Raw genomic sequence first — 16288 nt, 5'->3', positions numbered from 1 at the left:
AGGGGGATGAAGAGAGCAGGATTGTATAAAAAGGGTTAGCTAAGGCTATCCAGCGCGCGCCGTAGAGCTTTACGCTGGAAAACAAGCTTCCAGCGGCGACCGCCCAATTGGTGCCAAAGCAGTGCAAAGCGAATGCCTGCCATCAAACACGCGCGAACCCGCTCCGGCATCATGCGGGTTTGCAGCAGTGAAGGGTCGCCTTGCACCACAATGCGCGTTTTAAACGTCGAAATTGTTTCCTGATAGGTCTCGCCTAGGCTGGCAATGACGTTCTCATGAGTAGTGCCGAAGTGCTCCGCCTGCCCCTGGACATGGGCTAGCTTTTGGCCGAGTACATCCATCATGTGGCGATCGGTGCGCAGTTTGTTCATTAACAGCAGTAGTGAAAAGCCATAGCGCAGCACCACGGGGTTGGCCTGTTTGCGGCCTACCAAAGCTTCCAGTGTATCCAGCCCGCGGCGAAGGTTGTTGGGGTGGCCGCCATAAATGGCTTCAAAACTTTCCGGGTTGGTGTCTACCGTGGCGTTAATCAGCGTTTCCCAGGCGCGGGAATCGACTTGCCCCGTGCGTGCTAGCTCATCGACGAGGCTTGCGGCTTGAAAAACGCCAGCAAGTGCGAGCGCCTGGCGGGCAGCCGGCGTATCCGGTGCGCGATGAATAGGTGTGGCACTCATGCAGCAGCCTCCGAAGCTTTCCAAGTGGCGCGGATCACGCCACCGCCTAAACAGATATCACCATCGTAAAGTACCAGCGACTGCCCTGGCGTTACCGCCCATTGTGGATCATCGAAGACCACTTCCACGCTGCCATCCGCAAGAGCGCGCATTTCGCAGGGGCAGTCGCTTTGGCGATAGCGGGTTTTTGCGGTAAAGCGGCCCTGCTGTGTGGGCGGTTCGCCCGCGACCCAATCCATTTTTTCTGTGGCTAGGGTATCGGTATAGAGCAGCGGATGATGCTTGCCCTGTACGGCAATCAGTACGTTGCGTGCTAAATCTTTGGCAGCCACGTACCAGGGGTCTTCTGAGTAGTTGGCAAGGCCGCCGATACCCAGGCCCTGGCGCTGGCCAAGGGTGTAGTACATGAGCCCCATGTGCTTACCGATGACATCGCCTTCCGGGGTTTCAATCATACCGGGCTGTGCAGGTAGGTATTGCTGCAGAAAATCGCGGAAACGGCGCTCACCAATAAAGCAAATGCCCGTGGAGTCTTTCTTCTTGGCGGTTACTAGGTCGTGGTGCTCTGCCAAGGCTCGGACGGCGGGTTTCTCCAACTCGCCGACAGGGAATAGCGTGCGTGCAATGGCCGCTTCGGGCACTGCATGCAGGAAGTAGCTCTGGTCTTTGTTACCATCCAAGCCTTTTAGCAGGCGCGGGCGCCCTTCACGAACCCCTTGACGCACATAGTGTCCGGTCGCAATTTTATCTGCGCCTAGCATTTCGGCGTATTCCAAAAAGACCTTAAATTTGATCTCCCGGTTACACAGAATGTCAGGGTTAGGCGTTCGGCCTGCCTTATACTCGGAAAGGAAGTGTTCAAACACGTTATCCCAATATTCAGCGGCGAAATTAGCCGTATGCAGCTTAATCCCCAGCTTGGCGCACACCGCTTCGGCATCGGCGAGGTCTTCCTTCGCTGTGCAGTACTCTGTGCCGTCGTCTTCGTCCCAATTCTTCATGAACAGGCCCTCAACCTCGTACCCCTGTTGGAGTAGAAGAAGGGCAGAAACAGACGAATCGACGCCACCCGACATGCCGACAATAACTTTGCCGTTAGCGGTTGGCTCGGTAGTGGACGACCCAGTGGTGGCCGACATAGGCATCCCCAGTAGAAGTAGTGTGCATAAGAGCAGTAAGCAAGTGGCCGGAGATTATACACGATGGGGGCTTAACGCTTCGAGTGCTTCACTCCCGAATCACGGTAAGGGGGTAGCAGTGTCCGTTGCTGGCATCAATAATGCGTTTAAGCACCAAAGGGCTGCGTAGCCGCTGAGCGGCATTAAGTGCTTCTATTTCTTGGCGCGTGAGCCAATGGGTAGCCGTTATATCGCTATCTATAGGGGTGTTCAGTTGGGTATCTGGGGTGGCGACAAAACCGTGGCTATGAAACGTCACTCCCTCCGGTGTGTGAAATACATAAAGCCCTAAATAGCCCGTTAACGTTACCTGCCAAGCGGTCTCTTCTTTTACCTCGCGCACTATCGCCGCAAGCGGCCCTTCGCCAGGCTCCACATGTCCTGCAGGCTGATTAAAAACGGTTGCTTTGCCACCGCGTGCTTCTTCCACCATCAAGTAGCGCCCGTTTTGCTGGATCACACAGGCAGCTGTGCTACGTATATGGCTCATGAGGTGCGCCTACGCCGTGGCGAGCTGCCACGTTTAGGTTTGGTTGACTGTGGGGCATGTAGCGTCTCTTTGCGCCACTCGCCGGGCGCTAGGTCTCCCAGCTGCCATGGGCCAATCGCTGCGCGAATCAGACGCAGGGTGGGAAAACCTACATGGGCGGTCATGCGCCGAACCTGACGGTTACGGCCCTCGCTGATGGTTAGCTCCAGCCAGCTAGTGGAGGGGTGGCGCTTGGGGTCAATGGCGGGGTCGCGCGGCGCCATGGCAGGCGCTTCAATGCGCCGTGCTTTGGCGGGCTGAGTGGGACCATCTTTCAGGGTGATGCCTTGTTTAAGCAAGCTGATCGCCTCATCGCTTATATGCCCCTCAAGCTGCACCCAGTAGGTTTTTGGCTGCTTATGCCGTGGGTGGGCAATGCGATGAATGAGGCCACCGTCATCGCTGAGCAGTAGCAGCCCCTCTGAGTCGTAGTCCAGCCTTCCAGCGGCATAAACGCCGGGCGCGTTAATTACATCGGCTAAGGTGGCACGGCCTTGGTTATCGGTAAACTGGGAGAGCATTCGATAGGGTTTATGCAGTAAGTAAAGCGTACTCATGTTGCCTCGTAGGTCGTGCTTTTAATTTGTCGACAATCGTTCATGCGGTTAAAGTTCAGCGCTGGTATACTTCGGCGTAGCCGTATGAGACGTGCTTGAGTCGTCGTAATCACCACCGCAGTAAACCACCGAGTGATGCCGGGGCAGCCAAGAAATGCTCCGCCTATTTCGCGGCCTGGTCTTTTGTTGAATGCGCCGCGTAGCTTGAGATTTTTTATAATCACAGCGACAGAAAAAAAGAGGTTAACGCAAAAATGTCCACAACGCCGAAGATCATTTATACGCTCACCGACGAAGCCCCTGCGCTAGCAACCTACTCTTTGTTACCGATCATTGATGCCTTCACCGACTCTGCCGGTGTCGAAGTTGAAACGCGGGATATCTCTTTGGCCGCGCGGGTATTGGCGCAGTTCCCCGATGTGCTCAGCGACGAGCAGCGCGTTAGCGATGACCTGGCCGAGCTTGGCCAGCTGGCTACCACGCCTGAAGCCAATATTATCAAGCTGCCGAACATCAGTGCCTCCGGCCCGCAGTTAAAAGCCACCATTAAAGAGCTACAAAGCCAAGGCTACTCGCTGCCGGACTATCCGGAAGAGCCGCAGAACGATGAAGAAGCTTCCATTAAAGCGCGCTATGACAAAGCCAAAGGCAGTGCGGTAAACCCCGTGCTGCGTGAAGGTAACTCTGATCGCCGTGCGCCAAAATCAGTAAAAAATTACGCCCGTAAATACCCGCACCGCATGGGTGAGTGGAGCGCGGACTCCAAGTCCCACGTGTCTCACATGAGCGAAGGTGACTTCTACGGTAGCGAGCAGTCGGCCGTTATGGAGAAGGCCACTAAGCTTAAAATTGAGCTGCAGCAAAAAGATGGCACCAACGTTGTACTGAAAGAAAGCCTCTCCGTGCTTGAAGGCGAAGTGATCGACGCTGCTAGCATGAGCAGCCGCCGCCTGCGCAGCTTTATCGAAGGTCAGATCAATGATGCCAAAGAGCTTGGTGTGCTGTTTTCGCTGCACCTGAAAGCCACCATGATGAAAGTGTCGGACCCGATCATGTTCGGCATCGTGGTTGAGGAGTTCTACAAAGACGTACTCGAAAAGCATGCGGATGCGTTAAAAGAGGTTGGCTTCAACCCCAACAGCGGTATCGGCGATCTGTACAGCGCGATTGGAAAGCTGCCTAGCGCTCAGCAAGAAACGATCAAGAGTGATATCGAGGCGCTTTACCAGGAACGTCCTGCCATGGCGATGGTGAACTCCCACAAGGGGATTACCAACCTACACGTGCCTAGCGATGTCATCATCGACGCCTCTATGCCAGCTATGATTCGCGATTCTGGCAAAATGTGGAATGTCAACGACGAGCTGCAAGACGCGAAAGCGGTTATTCCAGACCGCTGTTATGCGACCATTTACCAAGCAGTGATTGACGATTGCAAAAAACATGGCGCCTTTGATCCTACCACCATGGGCAGTGTGCCTAATGTGGGCTTGATGGCGCAAAAGGCGGAAGAGTACGGCTCCCACGACAAAACCTTCCATATTCAGGCTGAGGGTGCCGTGGTTGTGACGGATGAGTCAGGCCAGACGCTGTTCAGCCACCCGGTGGAAGCTGGCGATATCTGGCGTATGTGCCAGACCAAAGATGCCCCGATTCAGGATTGGGTGAAGCTTGCCGTCACCCGCGCCCGTGACAGCGGCGCGCCGGCTATTTTCTGGCTCGACGCTAACCGCGCCCACGATGCTCAGCTGATCAAGAAGGTAGAAACATACTTGAAGGCGCACGATACCGCTGGTCTGGATATTCGTATTCTGGCGCCGGTAGATGCTATGCAGCTCTCCCTTGAGCGTATTCGTAAAGGTGAAGACACTATCTCCGTGACGGGTAACGTGCTGCGTGACTACCTCACCGACTTGTTCCCGATTATGGAGCTAGGCACCAGTGCTAAGATGCTCTCTATTGTGCCGTTGATGAATGGTGGCGGCCTGTTTGAAACCGGCGCGGGCGGTTCAGCACCTAAGCACGTTCAGCAGTTCTTAGAAGAGAACCACCTGCGTTGGGATTCGCTGGGCGAATTCTTGGCACTAGCGGCGTCTCTGGAGCACTTGGGCAGCACATTTGGTAACGAGCGCGCGACGCTGTTGGCCAAAGCGCTGGATGAGGCTAACGGCCAATTCCTCGACAGCAACAAGTCTCCATCGCGTAAAGTAGGTGAGCTTGATAACCGTGGCAGCCACTTCTACTTAGCGATGTACTGGGCCGATGCACTGGCTGCGCAGGATCAGGATGCAGAGATGAAAACTCTCTTTGCTCGCTTGGCTGAAACCCTGAAAGCCAATGAAGCCACTATCGTTGATGAGCTAAACAGTGTTCAAGGCCAAACCATGGACATTCAAGGCTACTTCCACCCTAATGGTGAGCTGGCCAGCCAAGCAATGCGCCCGAGCAAAACGCTCAATGACGCCCTTGCAATGGTTGCTAAAGGCTAATACCCACACCCAGCAGCCGTTCGTGCTGCCGCTGGGCATAGCGCATTAAAAATGTTGCTATCACCCCTCGTCCGCTAGCCGGGCGAGGGTTTTTTGTCTCGCCCAGTGTGATAATTTGTTTTTTCCATGAACCCTTGCTGGCGTCGCGCGTCTTATAGAAGTAACGACTCAAACTAGATGCCGCGCGACAGCTGAGAGACGATATCCCTTGCTGCTTATGCCCAATATTCACAGTTCATACCTGGCGACTATCCTGCAAGCAGGCATGTCACGCCCTGATATGCCTGACCATGATGATGGCCTGGCGGTAGAAACAGCCAAGCCTGAGTTAGCTCAGCCACCGCTTTATAAAGTGGTGCTACATAACGACGATTACACTCCTATGGAGTTTGTCGTAGAAATTTTGCAAGGCTTTTTCGGTATGGATAGTGAAAAAGCGGTGCAAGTAATGCTCGCGGTGCACACCCAGGGTAAAGCTACCTGCGGTATCTTTACTCGCGACATTGCCGAAACTAAAAGTTATCAAGTCAATGAATACGCCCGTGAATGCGAGCACCCATTAATGTGTGATATCGAATCTGCTAACTGAAAGCGTTGAAAAAAATTAGCGGAGGGGCTTGCAACCGCGCCATTTGTACCCGATGTTGAAAGTGCCGGTCGATTAAACTGATCCGATGCAACCCCTAGGTGGCAATATGCCCTAGGTAGTAGCGAAAAGGGGACTGCCATGCTGAGCAAAGAACTTGAACTGACCCTGAACACGGCCTTCACCGTGGCACGCTCTAAGCGCCACGAATTTATGACCGTTGAGCATCTGCTCCTAGCATTGCTGGACAATGCCTCTGCGGTGGATGTACTGAAGGCGTGTGGGGCAAACCTCGACAAGCTGCGGTCCGATCTGCAGGATTTTATTAACTCGACCACGCCCCTGATCCCTGAAGGCCAGGGCGATCGTGAAACGCAGCCTACGCTTGGTTTTCAGCGTGTGCTGCAGCGTGCTGTGTTCCATGTACAGTCATCCGGTAAAAGTGAAGTCACCGGTGCGAATGTGCTGGTTGCTATTTTTTCCGAGCAAGAAAGCCAAGCGGTTTATTTCCTGAAGCAACAGAGTGTCGCCCGTGTTGATGCGGTGAATTACATCGCCCATGGAATTTCTAAAGTAGCAGGCCATGGCCCTGCGCAGTCGCCCTCTTCTCCAGAGAGCGAAGATGCCGAAGAGGGCAGCGCAGAAGGTGCCGCGCACCCGTTAACCGGTTATGCCACCAATTTAAACGAGCAAGCGCGCCAGGGTAAAATTGACCCATTGATTGGCCGAGACCACGAGCTTGAGCGCGTGGTGCAGATTCTTGCTCGTCGGCGTAAGAACAACCCGCTACTGGTCGGTGAGGCCGGGGTCGGTAAAACGGCGATTGCTGAAGGCTTGGCGAAGCGCATCGTTGAAGAAGACGTGCCTGACGTTATTGCTGATGCAGTTGTGTACTCACTGGATATGGGTGCGCTGCTGGCGGGAACGAAGTACCGCGGCGATTTTGAAAAACGCCTCAAAAGTCTGCTTAGTGAATTGCGTAAGCAGCCAAACGCAGTGCTGTTTATTGATGAAATTCACACCGTCATTGGTGCCGGAGCGGCTTCTGGCGGCGTGATGGATGCGTCTAACCTGTTAAAGCCCTTGCTCTCTTCTGGCGAGCTACGCTGCATCGGTTCAACGACTTTCCAAGAGTTTCGCGGTATTTTTGAGAAAGATCGTGCACTGGCACGTCGCTTCCAAAAAGTGGATGTGCTGGCGCCCTCAGTGGAAGACACCATCAAAATTCTTAAAGGATTGCGCTCACGTTTTGAGGAGCACCACGAACTCAAGTACACCGATGGTGCTTTGGAGAGCGCTGCGCGCTTAGCGGATCGCTACATTAACGATCGTTACTTGCCCGATAAAGCCATTGATGTGATTGACGAAGCGGGCGCGCATCAGCGCATGCTGCCGCCTGAAGTGCGCACGCCAACCATTGATGTGGAGCAGGTCGAAGCCGTTGTTGCCTCCATTGCGCGTATTCCGCCGAAAAGCGTTTCAAGCTCGGATCGGAAGCTGCTTGAAAAGCTCGACCGCGATCTGAAAATGCTTGTGTTTGGCCAGGATGAAGCGATTGACTCGCTATCTGCCGCGATAAAATTATCTCGTGCAGGGCTGAAGTCACCGGATAAACCCGTGGGCAGCTTCCTGTTCGCAGGGCCTACCGGTGTCGGTAAGACCGAAGTGGCTAAACAGCTTGCGCATATTATGGGCATCGAGCTGGTGCGCTTTGATATGTCGGAGTATATGGAGCGCCACACCGTATCACGCTTGATTGGCGCGCCTCCTGGCTACGTAGGTTACGACCAGGGTGGTTTGCTTACCGAAGCGGTAACCAAGCAGCCTCACTGTGTTCTGCTACTTGATGAGATCGAAAAGGCCCACCCTGAAGTCTTTAACCTGCTGCTGCAGGTCATGGATCATGGCCGCCTGACGGACAACAACGGTCGCGAAGCGGATTTCCGGCACGTTATCCTGATCATGACCTCAAACGCAGGGGCTGAGCAGGCATCGCGTCGCTCAATTGGTTTCCAGCATCAGGATCACTCTACCGATGCCATGGAAGTGATTCGTCGGACGTTCTCACCAGAGTTCCGCAATCGTTTGGACGGAATTATTCAATTCCATGCGCTGCATACCTCTGTGGTGCGCAACGTGGTTGATAAGTTCTTGATTGAGCTTCAGGCGCAGCTGGATGAGAAACGCGTTCAACTGGAAGTGGATGATACCGCCAGAGATTGGCTGGCAGAGAAGGGCTACGACCCAGACATGGGTGCGCGTCCTATGGCTCGCCTCATTCAAGAGAAGCTTAAAAAGCCGTTGGCTGAAATGATTTTGTTTGGCGAGTTGGCAGACCAAGGGGGGATTGTGCATGTCAGCCTAGAAGAGGGTGAACTGCATCTTTCTACCGAATCGGAAATGGCGGATGCGCCCTGATAAGGGCGCTAAGTCGCTGTTAAGCATCATGCCTGGCTCTTTTGTGCTTGAAGTTCATAGCTGAAAGAGTCAGCGTGGTTGTCAGCCTAAGCTAGTAAAGCAGTAACGCACAGCGCCCTGTCATCGACGGGGCGTTGTCGTTTCCAGGGAGCGGCGCCGTATTTAACTTAGATGTGCATGCACTAGCAGAGTCTGCTCAACAAGCGTCATCAAGGCTTAGCGCGAACGGTAAACGATACGGCCTTTAGAAAGATCGTAAGGCGTCAGTTCCACTTTTACCTTATCGCCCGTCAGGATGCGGATGTAGTTTTTGCGCATCTTGCCAGAAATGTGGGCGGTAACGACATGGCCGTTTTCAAGCTCCACACGGAACATGGTGTTGGGAAGGGTATCAACAATAACGCCTTCCATTTCAATATGATCTTCGCGTGCCATATAGGCAGATCCTCACTTATTTAACGTAGTATTTAAGACAACGGTTAGTCGAACGGTCGCTTCGTAAGGCGTTATTATATCTCAGGCGCCGGAGAAACAGCGCTATATTGTGCCGCAAGCCCGCCGTCAAGGCAAAAAAGCTGGCAAGATTAGTCAATTAATGGTCGCCAGTGCCGTCCATCCAGCATCTCCATCGGCGAAAAGGCCCGTTTGTAGCGCATTTTTCGACACTCCTCAATCCAATAACCTAAATAGAGGTGAGGCAGTGCTTTTTGACGGCAGAGTTCGATTAATTTAAGAATTGCCAGCGTGCCAAGCGAGCGCTTGTCTAGCTCATCGCCCACCGCAAAAAACGTATAGATTGCAGAGAGGCCGTGTTCTAACTGATCAAAGGCGGCGACGGCCACTAGCTCCTCACCCAAATACATTTCCAACAACTGTGCATAAGGCTCATCAAGGGTGAGAAAGGTGCGGTACTGTTCTCGGCTGGGAGGGTACATGTCGCCGTCGGCGTGGCGTAACCGGATATAGTCAGCGTAAAGCGCGTAGTGCTCAGGTAAAAAGCGCGCAGGAATTACCCGCGTTGTAATATCCTGGTTGCGGCGCAAAATTTTTCGTTGCGTGCGGTTGGCACTAAAGTAGCTAATAGGAATGCGTACCGAGCGGCAGGCATTACAGCCTTCGCAATGCGGACGATACAAATGGCGGCCGCTGCGACGAAACCCTAACAGTGAAAGTGAGTCGTAAACACCTGGAACGGGCGACTCTTGGGGGTCTAAAAATAGCGTGGTAGCTTCTCTGTCGGGCAGGTAGCTGCAAGCGTGTGGCACGGTCAGGAAGAAGCGCAAATCCCGCACAGGGCGGCGAGGAGCGTTACTACTCACGGCTTGCCTCCTTGTTTAAACTGGTGTTCAGCCATTAGGGTTGGTCAGCCAACGCTATGGCTGTTAGCCAGGGCGAGGTTGGCACGATGGGTGCTGCATGGGCTGAAGGTGTTAATCTAAATGCTTTTTCCGGCAACCACTTCTCAAGATAGTTGATGAATGTCTCCCGGGCGACCGTTGTTGCGCCAAGACTAGCCAAATGAGGTGTATGCATTTGGCAGTCAATTAGCTCACCGCCGTGGCTCTGCATGGCGCGGGCTAAGTGGGCAAGGGCTATTTTTGATGCATCGGGAACATTTGAAAACATTGACTCACCGAAAAACACGGGCCCCATGGCTAACCCATAAAGACCGCCCACTAACTGATTTGCCTGATGTACCTCAATGCTATGGGCAATGCCTAGCTCGTGGAGGCGCTGATAAGCACTGCGCATATCGGCGTTGATCCATGTGCCTGGCTCGCCCTGTCGAGGGGCAGCACAGGCGTCAATTACTTGCTCAAAGTGTTGATCTAACGTGATGCTAAAGCCACCATTGCGTAGACGTTTGGCAAGGCTGCGGCGGAGTATAAACTGTGCTGGTTGCAAGACCATGCGCGGGTTAGGGCTCCACCATAAAATGGGTTCACCGTCGCTGTACCACGGAAAAATACCCCGCCGGTAAGCGTCAACTAGCCAGTTGGGGGATAGTTCTCCCCCTGCTGCCAGTAAACCGTTTGGCGAGTCGAGGGCCAGTGCGGTAGAAGGAAATAGCGGATGTGGCGATGAAAGCCAAGGTAGCATTACTTGCTCCTGTTACTGAGCGCTTCAAGAAGCTCTGTGACGGCGCAAGGATGCTCGGTATGATGCAAACTCGCAAGTGGATTAAAGACGCCATTGAGGTGTAAAGGGAGAGTCGCTTGAAAGTAAATAAGGCGGTAGACAAGCGAACGCAGCGAAATTCGCGTCAACCATCATCATCAAGTTCTTCGGCCAGGGTGAAAGCTGCAAAGGATAAAGCCCGCCGGTTTGGTTTGCGTTTGCAGGGCTCGGTACGCGAAGGCGTTGTCGTGGTGTTGCTTGCGCTATGTGTGTTCCTATTATTAGCACTGTTTAGTTACCACCCCGCAGACCCTGGCTGGTCGTATCAAGGGCCGGAAACCGATGTGCGTAACTGGATGGGCCCTGTGGGTGCGTGGCTTGCCGATGTTCTCTACTCATTGTTGGGGGCCAGTGCACTATGGTGGCCGGGGATGTTGGGCTACGCCGCATGGTGGCTCATGCGCTCCCGCCAAGTACGTTTTGAAGTAGACCCTGTTGCTATTGCAGTCCATGCCGGTGGCTTATTGCTACTGATGTTTGGCACCACAATGCTGGGCGCGCTGCATTTTTATCACCCCAACAGTATTTTGCCCTATGCCTCTGGCGGCATATTAGGCGAGGGCTTAGTCGGCACGCTAAAACCGTTGGTGGGCAGCGGTGGGGTAGGACTAATAGCGGCCGCGCTTATTTTAATCGGCTTTCCGTTATTTAGCGGCATGTCGTGGTTGCAAGTCGCCGATGAGGTGGGACGTCGGCTATGTAAGTTAGGCGGCTGGTTCAGCGCGCGGCGTGCGAAAGGGCAAGAGAAGCGGGCCGAGCGGGCTGCTGTCCGTGCAGCGGCCAAAGCAGCCTCGCAAAAGGTTAAAGAACGCTCTCGGGTAGGTGAGCCAAGAGCTGCTGGTTCTAGCTCAGTTGCTGCTGATACGCCTAAATCGAGTGTCATGGAGCCTAAGCTGTTTGCCCAAGAGCACCATGTGGAGACCCCAAGCAGCGCCAAAAAGGATATCGAAAAGGAGACTGAATACGTTTTTGAAAAAGAGGATGAGGAGAGCGTTGAGAAAACTCACAAGCAAGCAGAATGGGGTAGCACGGTAGCCTTTAGCTCAGAAGCTGGTAGTGATGAGTCTGAACCTACGCGTGTTCGCGGCCGTGAGCGGCGCGAACCCAGTTTTTCCGCAGCGTTTGCAAGCGCTGATGAAGCGCCCTCAGCCACGATGGATACATCCATTCCGTGGGAGGCGGCTGCGGCGCCTAAAGAGTGGCCCGCCGCTAAGGTAGAGCCGACAGAAGTGCCGGTTGAGCCAGCGCTTTCTGAGTCTACTGCTGTTGAGCCTGCTGCCACTGAGCCTGCAAAAGCGCCTGAGCCAACGCCTAATGAGCTGCCGCGGGCAGACGCTTTTGCGATGCGTACTAACACGCCTGATGAGCCCACTGAGCCGCGTGTGCCGCTGTCTGCTAAAGAGCCAGAACCAGAACCAAAACCAAAATCAGAGCCAGAAACAGAAACAGAACAAAATTTTGTATCTGAACCAAAGCCCAAACCAGAGCCTGTCCCTGAGCCTGAGCCGCTGGCCCCTTTGCCTGCGGTATCGCCACGCCCCCCAGCTGATACGACTGATCCAGTGATGCCTATCGCAGCGGAACCCCGTCGCGAGCGTGTGCCGGAAGTTGTGCCTGAGCCAGTGTGGGATGAAGACGAAGTCGTCGCTCCATCCGCACCGGCGGTGGCGTCCGCGCGTCACGAGCCAACTTTTTCCGAGCCAGCCGAGGAGGAGGCTGATAACGGCCCCACGCTATGGACTGTTGAGCACCTGCAGAGCCAACGCCCGGCATTTGAAACCCTGGACGAGCCAGAAGGGGATGTCCCTAGCCTGCAGCTGTTAACGCCACCGGAGCCGCATCAGCCCAATTATACCGATGAGCAACTGTCGGATATGGCAGAACTGCTGGAAGTGCGGCTACGCGAGTACGGGGTTAAAGCGGAAGTTGTCGATACGTGGCCTGGGCCGGTAATTACCCGCTTTGAGATTAAACCCGCCGCGGGAGTGAAGGTTTCTAAAATCAGCAACCTTGCTAAAGACCTGGCGCGCTCGTTGATGGTTAAGAGCGTTCGCGTTGTAGAAGTGATCCCAGGGCGACCAACGGTAGGTATTGAGATTCCCAACCCCCATCGGGCGATGATCCGTTTGCGTGAGGTGATCGACTCTGATCGTTACCAGCAGGAAACCTCGCCGCTTACCATGGCGTTAGGCCAAGATATTGGCGGCGGCCCGGTGGTGGCTAACCTGGGAAAAATGCCTCACTTGCTGGTGGCAGGTACCACGGGTTCCGGTAAGTCAGTAGGCGTCAACGCCATGCTGATTTCGATGCTGCTCAAAGCCACGCCCGACGAGCTTAAGCTGATTATGGTCGACCCGAAAATGCTGGAGCTATCGGTGTACGATGGCATCCCCCATTTGCTGGCGCCTGTGGTTACCGACATGAAAGAGGCTGCCAATAGCCTGCGCTGGTGTGTGGCGGAAATGGAGCGCCGCTATAAGCTAATGGCTGCCATGGGCGTGCGCAATATCGCCGGATTTAATGGCCGTTTGGATGAGGCAGGGCGTGCAGGTGCCCAAGTGGCTGACCCGCTGTGGGAGCCGCAACCCTGGGAAATGCACCAAACACCACCCGTACTCGAAAAGCTGCCCTACATTGTGGTGGTAATCGACGAATTTGCCGATATGTTTATGATCGTGGGCAAAAAGGTCGAAGAGTTAATCGCGCGTTTGGCACAAAAAGCGCGTGCAGCGGGTATCCATCTCATTCTGGCTACCCAGCGGCCCTCTGTTGATGTGGTCACGGGCTTGATCAAGGCCAATATTCCGTCGCGGATGGCGTTTCAGGTCTCATCGAGGATTGATTCACGCACTATTCTGGATCAAGGCGGTGCGGAAAGCTTGCTAGGCCACGGCGATATGCTTTATCTGCCTGCTGGTTCTGGTCCGCCTAACCGTATTCACGGTGCCTTTGTAGATGATGATGAAGTCCACCGTGTGGTAGATGACTGGAAGCGCCGAGGTTCGCCCGAGTACATTGAAGAAATTCTTTCCGGCGGCGTTTCAGCAGATGCATTAACCGGCTTAGAAGCCGACGGTGTAGATGGCGATGACGCTGAGCAGGATGCGCTTTATGACGAGGCGGTGCAGTTCGTTACCCAGACCCGCAAAGCATCGATCTCAGCGGTGCAGCGCCGTTTCAAAATCGGCTATAACCGGGCAGCACGGTTAGTGGAAGCCATGGAGGGCGCAGGGGTTGTGTCTTCAATGGGTACCAATGGTGCCCGCGAGGTGCTAGCGCCACCGCCTGTTGGTCATTAAAGCGGCAGTAAACGCGTTATAAATCATGCAACAAACGTGGAAGCCACGCCGTAGGTGAAACCCTACGGCGCTTTTCGCGTCATAGAAGCCACATGGAACGTCTTAATGCCGTTCGTTAGAATAACTGGCTTAAGCACGACCGCTTTTCGGCAATTATTGCCTAGGGAGTACAGTAATGCGCGATACTCAAACACGACGCACTTCACCATTAGTCTTGGCGGCCAGTGCACTGGGGTTAACCTTTGCATCCTCTGCTTTATGGGCAAATGACGCAGCCGAGCGCTTGACCGAACGACTCGACCCGCTAGAGAGCTATCACGCAACGTTTGAGCAGCAGATATTAGGTGGTGATGGCGAGCGTTTGCAGAGTGCACGTGGTGAAATGTGGCTCTCGCGTCCCGGCATGCTGCGTTGGGAAGTGGAAGCGCCGTATTCACAAATTGTGGTATCAGACGGTAGCGATGTTCACCTGTATGACCCGGACCTGGAGCAGGTAACCGTGCAGGCAATGGATAACCGAGTGTCTCATACGCCTGCGCTTCTGCTGTCGGGTAGCGCTTCTGATTTGACCGCCAGCTACGAAGTGTTTTATGAGCAAGATAACGGGGATGATGTGTTCACTTTGATTCCCTCTTCTGCGGATACGCTGTTTGAAGAGTTAAGCATGGTGTTTGATGATCAAACGCTGACCGAGCTGTGGATGATGGACAGCACAGGCCAGCGTACCGCTATTACGTTCAGCAATATTACTCGTAATGGCAATATCGACCGCAGCCTGTTTGATTTTGACATTCCAGAAGGCACGGATGTGATCCGCGAAGGGTTCTAAGACCCCCTGTTTTAGCGACGTTTTCGACCATATCAGGCGCCTTAGGGCGCCTGATCTGCTTCTTGGTCACGCTGCTCCCGCCACGCCATTATCTCCCCAAAGCGTTTTTCCTGTCCTAGCGTACTGGGCTCGTAAAAACGGGCGGTGGGTAGTGCGTCGGGCCAGCAGCTATGGGCACTGCCCGCTGGATAACCGTCAGGTTCGTTGTGGGCGTAGCGATACCCTTCACCGTGCCCTAGCTGCTCCATGAGTTTGGTGGGCGCATTACGTAAATAGCTAGGTACTTCTAACTGTGGCTGCTGCTGGGCAAACTGTTTGGCCGCTTTCCAAGCGCGGTCAATGCGGTTGCTTTTGGGGGCTACTGCTAAGTGAATAGCCGCATGGGCAATGGCCCGCTGGCCTTCGTAATCACCTAAACGTAAATACGCATCCCAGGCGGAAATTACCAAGGGTAAGGCGCGGGGGTCTGCATTGCCTACATCTTCAGAGGCAATGGCGGTTAAGCGGCGCACGATGTCTAGCGGGTCGCCACCGCCTTGTATAAAGCGCGCCATATACAGTAAGGCTGCATCCGGGCGCGATGAGCGGATGGATTTATGAATCGCCGAAAGCAAGTCGTAATAGGCATCACCCTGCTTATCAAAGGCGCTTGACTGATGGCCGACCACATCGGCCAGCACTGCTTTATTAAGCACTTCCCGGCCATTACTCGGTTCAATAAAGTCGCAGGCGGTTTCCAGCAGCCCTAGTGCGCGGCGAGCATCACCTGCGCTGGCGTGTGCAAGCGCTTCCAGTACGCCTTCCTCAATGTCGATAGCGCGTTTACCCAAGCCCCGCTGCTGATCGCTTAGCGCCTGGCGCATAACCGTTATCAACTCATCCTGACTGAGGGGTTTAAGGACATAGACCCGGGCACGGGATAGCAGGGCTGAGTTCACTTCGAAGGAAGGATTTTCGGTCGTCGCGCCAATTAGGGTCAGCAGGCCTGACTCAACGTGTGGTAGAAGCGCATCCTGCTGGCTTTTGTTTAAGCGGTGAATCTCGTCTAAAAAAAGCAGTGTCGGCGAGGTACTTTGTTGGGCACGCTCAACCGCCAGGCGAATCTCTTTTACTCCGGCCATCACCGCGCTCAGGTGTTCCAAGTGAGCACTCGAGGCACGCGCCAGAAGTTCTGCAAGCGTGGTCTTACCCACTCCAGGCGGCCCCCATAAAATCATTGAGCGCACCACACCAGACTCCGCCATGCGTCGCAGTGGTTTGTCTGGCCCTACCAGTGCTTGCTGGCCAACATAGTCGTCAAGCGTCAGCGGCCGCATGCGGTAAGCGAGCGGTGCATCCTCGGCGGGCGACGCAGGCTGGCGGTCAAAAAGATCCATGTAAACTTCCGTTGTAAATCGAGACGTTGAACAACACGCTATTAACAAGTGTCTGTGGTAAACAGCGACCTGTAAGACTACCTTTGGCTTAACCGACGAGAAAGCCTATCTGGACAGGCTTTAAACAACGCTAAAGAAAAAGCACCTGCGGTAGTCGCGGCGGCTGTCTAGCAAT

13 protein-coding genes are annotated in these 16288 nt (G+C 54.3%); 5 read left to right on the top strand and 8 right to left on the bottom strand.

Features of this window, described 5'->3' with window-relative positions; translation table 11 throughout:
- Positions 1-35: 35 nt before the first annotated feature.
- From hflD to P8S54_RS05825, 4 genes are all read right to left on the bottom strand, one after another.
- Positions 36-674, bottom strand: a complete 639-nt coding sequence (gene hflD / locus P8S54_RS05840) for a high frequency lysogenization protein HflD (RefSeq protein ID WP_281443616.1) — start codon at positions 672-674, stop codon at positions 36-38.
- On the bottom strand, positions 671-1813 hold the full coding sequence (gene mnmA, locus P8S54_RS05835) for a tRNA 2-thiouridine(34) synthase MnmA (protein WP_281443615.1): 1143 nt from the start codon (positions 1811-1813) through the stop codon (positions 671-673). Before mnmA ends, hflD begins: the two co-directional genes overlap by 4 nt.
- 88 nt (positions 1814-1901) lie before the next feature.
- Positions 1902-2342, bottom strand: coding sequence for an NUDIX hydrolase (locus P8S54_RS05830; protein ID WP_281443614.1), 441 nt, complete (start codon positions 2340-2342; stop codon positions 1902-1904).
- Complete coding sequence (locus P8S54_RS05825) at positions 2339-2938, bottom strand: pseudouridine synthase (RefSeq protein WP_281443613.1); 600 nt, start codon at positions 2936-2938, stop codon at positions 2339-2341. The genes P8S54_RS05830 and P8S54_RS05825 overlap by 4 nt, the downstream gene beginning before the upstream one ends.
- A gap of 254 nt (positions 2939-3192) precedes the next feature.
- On the opposite strand from P8S54_RS05825, the gene P8S54_RS05820 reads away from it, so the two are divergent.
- From P8S54_RS05820 to clpA, 3 genes are all read left to right on the top strand, one after another.
- Positions 3193-5427 (top strand): NADP-dependent isocitrate dehydrogenase, encoded by a 2235-nt coding sequence (locus tag P8S54_RS05820; protein ID WP_281443612.1) that lies wholly within the window; start codon positions 3193-3195, stop codon positions 5425-5427.
- A gap of 280 nt (positions 5428-5707) precedes the next feature.
- Positions 5708-6016, top strand: coding sequence for an ATP-dependent Clp protease adapter ClpS (gene clpS, locus P8S54_RS05815; RefSeq protein WP_035540483.1), 309 nt, complete (start codon positions 5708-5710; stop codon positions 6014-6016).
- A gap of 138 nt (positions 6017-6154) precedes the next feature.
- A complete protein-coding gene (gene clpA, locus P8S54_RS05810; RefSeq protein ID WP_281443611.1) occupies positions 6155-8431 on the top strand; it encodes an ATP-dependent Clp protease ATP-binding subunit ClpA in 2277 nt (758 codons plus the stop codon).
- Positions 8432-8647: 216 nt separating this feature from the next.
- Here clpA and infA read toward each other — a convergent pair whose 3' ends face one another.
- The 3 genes from infA to aat form a co-directional block, all read right to left on the bottom strand.
- Positions 8648-8866, bottom strand: coding sequence for a translation initiation factor IF-1 (gene infA, locus P8S54_RS05805; protein WP_007111068.1), 219 nt, complete (start codon positions 8864-8866; stop codon positions 8648-8650).
- 149 nt (positions 8867-9015) lie between these two features.
- A complete protein-coding gene (locus P8S54_RS05800; RefSeq protein ID WP_281443610.1) occupies positions 9016-9750 on the bottom strand; it encodes an arginyltransferase in 735 nt (244 codons plus the stop codon).
- Between the two features lie 34 nt (positions 9751-9784).
- Positions 9785-10531: a leucyl/phenylalanyl-tRNA--protein transferase gene (aat, locus tag P8S54_RS05795; protein WP_281443609.1), complete on the bottom strand. Its 747-nt coding sequence runs from the start codon at positions 10529-10531 to the stop codon at positions 9785-9787.
- Between the two features lie 116 nt (positions 10532-10647).
- On the opposite strand from aat, the gene P8S54_RS05790 reads away from it, so the two are divergent.
- Positions 10648-13908: a DNA translocase FtsK gene (locus P8S54_RS05790; protein WP_281443608.1), complete on the top strand. Its 3261-nt coding sequence runs from the start codon at positions 10648-10650 to the stop codon at positions 13906-13908.
- Positions 13909-14083: 175 nt separating this feature from the next.
- On the top strand, positions 14084-14737 hold the full coding sequence (lolA, locus tag P8S54_RS05785) for an outer membrane lipoprotein chaperone LolA (RefSeq protein ID WP_281443607.1): 654 nt from the start codon (positions 14084-14086) through the stop codon (positions 14735-14737).
- 41 nt (positions 14738-14778) lie between these two features.
- On the opposite strand, the gene P8S54_RS05780 is transcribed toward lolA, so the two are convergent.
- Complete coding sequence (locus tag P8S54_RS05780; RefSeq protein WP_281443606.1) at positions 14779-16113, bottom strand: replication-associated recombination protein A; 1335 nt, start codon at positions 16111-16113, stop codon at positions 14779-14781.
- Between the last annotated feature and the right edge of the window lie 175 nt (positions 16114-16288).

The organism is Halomonas sp. M1, from assembly GCF_029581375.1.
GTDB lineage: Bacteria > Pseudomonadota > Gammaproteobacteria > Pseudomonadales > Halomonadaceae > Vreelandella.
This window is presented reverse-complemented; position numbering and strand designations above follow the sequence as displayed.